This window comes from Hydrogenophaga sp. GW456-12-10-14-TSB4 (assembly GCF_059424305.1).
On sequence record NZ_JBWKZH010000129.1, the window covers coordinates 1 to 4,402 of the forward strand.

Genomic DNA, 4,402 nt, shown 5'->3' on the forward strand with positions numbered 1-4,402 from the left:
CGGGCGACGGTGCTGCCGTCGTGCGGGTATTCGGTGGTGTATTCCGGGCCCGAGGCGTCGCGCCATTGGCCCGCGAAGTAGCTTTGAAGTTTCTCGGTCATGTCAAACCTTTGAGAAGAGAGGGGTCGCCATCCAGAGGTGTCGAGGATCCGGCTTTGCCGGTCCAAGACACCGCCCCCTTGAGGGGGTGACGCGCTGCAAGCGCGGCGCGGGGGTGGGCTTCATATCGTCACCGAGGAAGTGCGGTTGTGCAGGAAACGCAGGGCGGACAACACGGTCAGCGCCGAGGTCTTGGGGTTGTCGGGCAGGGGCTTGCCGCGCATGGTGATGCGCATCTCGCCGAAGGCGCCGCGCACGTCGATCTCGTGGATGTTCTCGGTCACGGTCGGGTCGGCGATCAGGCGCACGCGGGTCGCGTCCAGGCCCAGGCCGGCGAGCGAGACGGTGGCCGCCACGTTGGCGTTCTTCGGGTAGAGGTGGGCGGCTTCGCGCGCCGTGGCTTCGAGGATGACGGTGGGCTCGGTGATCGCGCCCAGGTCCGCCACCTGTTCGGCGGGGCTGCCGCGCCAGCCTTCGGGCGGCTTGCGGCCGGTGTAGGTGACGCTGTCCAGGCCGGCCAGGCGGGCGGACGCGATGGCGTCGATGCCACCGATGGCGCCGGCCAGCAGGTGCACGCGGGTGCCGCCGCGCTGCGCGGCGTCGGCCAGCTTCTCGGGCAGGCCGTCTTCGGACAGCGCGCCGATGGACAGCACGGCGCATTCGATGCCGCGCTCCAGCGCAGGCAGCACGTGGGCGCCGATGGCGGCGTGGCCCGCGCACTCCAGCAGCAGGGTGGTTTCGGGCGGCACCTCGGTGCACACGGTCGCGGCCGTGCCGAGCGCGGCCTGCGCATCGGCGACGTGGCTTTCGGACAGCACCACGTGCGTGATGCGCACCGAGGGGTGTCCGGCCATGCGCGCGAACAGGGTGCGACCGATGGCGCCGTAACCGATCAGCGTGACTTGCTGAAAACTCATGTCTCTTCCTTCTTCTTCGGAGGGCCGGCGAACTTCACGGCAAACGGGCCCCAGGCGTTCATGTCCACCTCCACCACGACCGGGCCGCTGGCATGGGCCAGGGCCTTCTGCAGCGTGTCCTTGGTGGCGGCCGGGTCGGCCAGCTTGAGGTGCGGCACCTGCAGGCTGGCGCAGAGCTGCGCGAAATCGGGCGTGTGCAGTTCCACGTAGGCGTGGCGGCTGCCGTAGATGTCGTCCTGGATGTTCTTGATGACGCCGTAGCGCTGGTCGTTCATGACGATGAAGACCACGTTGGCCTTCTCCTGCGCGGCGCAGGCGAGCTCGCCCACGTTGAGCATGAAGCCGCCGTCGCCGCAGAGCGAGATGGTGCGCCGGCCCAGCGCGTGCTCGGCATCGGCCACGGCCGCGCCCACGCCCATGGCCAGGCCCTGGCCGATGCCGCCGCCCAGGGCGTGCACACCGGCGCGGGGGTGGTCCAGCACCGGGGCGCGGTTGCCCCACATGCTGTTGGAGAGCGTGATATCGCGCACCCACCAGAGGTTCTTGCCGACCACCTCGGCCAGCGTGTTCTTGAGCTTGACGTACTGGCCCAGCGTGCCGTCCACCAGCGTGGCGGCTTCGGCGCGCGCGCGCTTCACATCGGTCGCCAGTTGCGGGTCGATCTGCATGCGGCCTTCAAGCCGGTCGGCCAGGGCGTTGAGCGTGATCTCGGCATCGCCGTGCACGAACAGCTCGCTGCTGTAGCCTCGGCCGTCGGTGAGGGGGTTGGCGTCGATGCGGTAGCGCGTGGCCGGCAGCTTGAGCTTGTAGTTCAGCGTCTCGTTGCTGCGCAGACGCGTGCCGACAGAGAGGAAGGCGTCCACGGTTTCGTAGAACTCTTCGGCCGGCTTCTGCAGGTTGTAGGAGCCCAGCGTGGCGGGGTGGTCTTCGGGCACGATGCCCCGGCCTTGCACGGAGGACACGACGGCCCAGCCCATGTTCACCAGCCGCATCGCGGCGGTGCTGGCGCCGCGCGCGCCGCCGCCCAGCCACAGCAGGGGGCGTTTGGCGCTGAGCAGGCGCTCGGCCAGCAGGTCCACGGCGGCCAGGTTGGGCTGCACCGGCGGCACGGCCAGGGGCGAGAGGTCGGCCGGCAGGTCCAGCTTCATCTTCTGCACGTCGATCGGGATCTCGATGCTTACCGGGCCGCAGGGCGGGGTCTGCGCCAGGCGCACGGCTTCGCGCAGCGTGGCCAGGGCGGTCTCGGGGTTGCGAATGCGGAAGGCGTCCTTGCCGACCGCCTTGAGCATGGCCAGCTGGGCCGGGTGCTCGTGGATGTAGCCCAGGTCGCGGTCCAGGAAGGGCGACTCGATCTGGCCCGTGAGGTGCAACAGCGGGGTGCCGGCGGTGATGGCTTCGACCATCGCGCCCGCCGCGTTGCCGCAGCCGGTGCCGGTGCTGGTGACGCACACGCCCAGCGTGCCGCTCACCCGGGCGTAGGCGTCGGCCATGTTGCACGCACCTGCCTCGCCGCGCGCCGAGACGAAACGGATCTTCTGGCGCGTGTGGAACGCGTCGAGGATGGGCATGTTGTGGATGGAGATCACGCCGAAGGCGGCGCGCACGCCGCATTGCTCCAGGAAGCGGGCGGCGAGTTCACCCACGGTGATGCGTTGAGTGGTAGGGCTCATGCGACTTTCTTTTCGGTCGGTTTGTTTTGCCAGCCACCGCGGTTGGGCAGGTGGCTGATGCGTTCGGTGAGCTGGGCCGCGGCCTGGCGCACCTGGTTGACGAGAACTTCGAGTTCGCCGGGCTGCACCTGCTGCGCCGGCACGGTGATGCTCAAGGCGGCGGCGACCTCGCCCCGGTCGTTGAAGACCGGTGCGGCGATGGTCGAGATGCCGGACTCGAACCCGCCCTGGCTCACGCCGTAGCCGTTGGCGCGGTCCTGGTCGATCAGCTGCTTGAGCTGCTCGACGGTGGCCGGGGTGCGGGGCGTGTATTTCGGCAGCTCGGGTTCGGGGTAGAGCTGGCGCAGGGCGTTCAGGTCGAGGTCGCTGAGCAGCAGGCGGCCCAGCACGGTGGCGTGGGCCGGCAGGCGCGCGCCGACCTGGATGGAATGGAACAGCGCGCTGCGGCCGGCGACCTTGGCAATGAAGACCACGTCGCGCGCGTCGCGCACCACCACATGGGCCGAGTAGCCGCACTCGTCGCGCAGCGCCTCGATGATGGGGCGGCCGTGTTCGGTGAGCTCCATGGAGGCCAGGAACTCGAAACCCAGGCGCAGCACGGACAGGCCGAGCTTGTAGTAGGCGCCGTCGCCCACGCGCTCGACGAAGCCACCTTGCTCCAGCGTCTGCAGCATGCGGAACACCGAGGCGCGCGGGAGTTCGAGCCGGCGCGAGATGTCGGCGCCGGTGAGCTCGCGCTCGTCGCGGTTGAACAGCATCAGCAGCTGCAGGCCGCGCATGAGCGCGGGCACGGTGTAGCGGTCGTCGTTTTTCTCGGTGGCCATGGTCTTCTCCTTGTTCAGTTGAGACCCAGCAGGGCGTTCACCGCGCCGGGCGCTTCCAGCGGGCACGCATGGCCCGCAGAACCGAGATCATTCCATGACACGCCGGCGGCCTGGGCCACGGCCTGGCAGGACGAGGGCGTGGTGATGCCGTCGGCACCGCCACTGGCCACCGCCACCGGCAGGCGCAACTGCTTCAGGTCGGCCGCCAGGGTGCCGTGGGCGAGCAGGCGCGCGGCCTGCGTGTAGCCCGCGGGAATCACCTGCGACATGCTTTCGCGCACGGCCTCGACCAGCTCGGGCGCTGCACCGGGCGAGAGCATGGCGGTGCCGCGCGCCTGCGCCATGCCCTGCGGGCCCAGTCGCTCCAGCGAGGCCAGGCGGTCGCGCAGTTTCTGCTCGCGCACGGCCGGCTCGGCGTTGCCGTAGCCGCCGGCGGGCGAGAGCAGCACCAGGCGCTGCACACGCGCAGGCGCCAGCAGGGCGGCCCGGCCGGCCATCAGCGCGCCCAGCGAGTGGCCCACCAGCGTGATGGGCGTTTGCACGCCCAGCGCGTCGAGCCAGGCCCAGAGGCGTTCGGCGTAGTCGTCGGCGCGCGGCCAGTCGGCCTTCACCGGATCGCTGGTGCCGTAGCCCGGCGCGTCCCAGGCCAGCACGCGCACGGGCTGGCCCGCGGCGGCGTCGAGCTGGCGCACCCAGCTGCCCGAGGCCGAGCCGATGCCGTGCAGCAGCACGTGCGTCACGTCCTTGGCCGATCCTGCCTCGCGGTAGGACAGGCGCGCGCCATCCGCCAGCACAGTGCTGCGCAGCGGGTGGGAGGCGAGGGCTTGAAGAGGCGTCATGGCGGCAGGCGTCGAAGCGTTCAACGCTTGATCTTGGCCAGGGGGCTGTCGGG

General features: G+C 70.4%; 4 protein-coding genes. All 4 read right to left on the reverse strand.

Going from position 1 to position 4,402, the window contains the following annotated elements:
* Nucleotides 1-221: 221 nt before the first annotated feature.
* From AC07ZS_RS29530 to AC07ZS_RS29545, 4 genes are read right to left on the reverse strand one after another with little or no spacing between them, the layout of a single operon-like run.
* Entirely contained in the window at nucleotides 222-1,016 is a 795-nt protein-coding gene (locus AC07ZS_RS29530; protein ID WP_494801986.1) for an aspartate dehydrogenase, read from the reverse strand.
* A complete protein-coding gene (locus AC07ZS_RS29535) occupies nucleotides 1,013-2,686 on the reverse strand; it encodes a thiamine pyrophosphate-binding protein (RefSeq protein ID WP_494801987.1) in 1,674 nt (557 codons plus the stop codon). Before AC07ZS_RS29535 ends, AC07ZS_RS29530 begins: the two co-directional genes overlap by 4 nt.
* Nucleotides 2,683-3,510, reverse strand: coding sequence for an IclR family transcriptional regulator (locus AC07ZS_RS29540; RefSeq protein WP_494801988.1), 828 nt, complete (start codon nucleotides 3,508-3,510; stop codon nucleotides 2,683-2,685). Before AC07ZS_RS29540 ends, AC07ZS_RS29535 begins: the two co-directional genes overlap by 4 nt.
* Nucleotides 3,511-3,524: 14 nt before the next feature.
* Nucleotides 3,525-4,349 carry an alpha/beta fold hydrolase gene (locus AC07ZS_RS29545; protein ID WP_494801989.1) on the reverse strand — a complete coding sequence of 275 codons (825 nt, stop codon included), beginning with the start codon at nucleotides 4,347-4,349 and terminating at the stop codon, nucleotides 3,525-3,527.
* Between the last annotated feature and the right edge of the window lie 53 nt (nucleotides 4,350-4,402).